Raw genomic sequence first — 235 nt, 5'->3', positions numbered from 1 at the left:
CAATAGGCCAGCCATTGATACGCCAGCAGAAGAAAAAATTCCGGTTTATCAACTGGCTGACTATCTTTCTACTGAATGTAGCGACATCTGGGCGCTGCAAGGTAAATCAACCGAAACCAATCCGCTTTACTGGCTGCGGGCGATGGATTGTGCTGATCGTTTAATGCCTGCGCAGTCGCGTCAGCAAGCCCGCCAATATGACGACGGCAACTGGCAAAATACCTTTAAACAAGGG

General features: G+C 49.4%; 1 protein-coding gene. It reads left to right on the top strand.

Features of this window, described 5'->3' with window-relative positions; translation table 11 throughout:
• Positions 1–235, top strand: a 235-nt coding sequence (locus ACTT8P_RS38725; RefSeq protein WP_442836472.1) for a hypothetical protein, incomplete at both ends; no start/stop codon positions are given.

It is taken from the genome of Streptomyces sp. JW3, assembly GCF_052216785.1.
In the GTDB taxonomy this organism is placed as follows: domain Bacteria; phylum Actinomycetota; class Actinomycetes; order Streptomycetales; family Streptomycetaceae; genus Streptomyces.
Note: the sequence above shows the minus strand (reverse complement) of the source record. Positions and strands in the feature narration are given on the sequence as shown.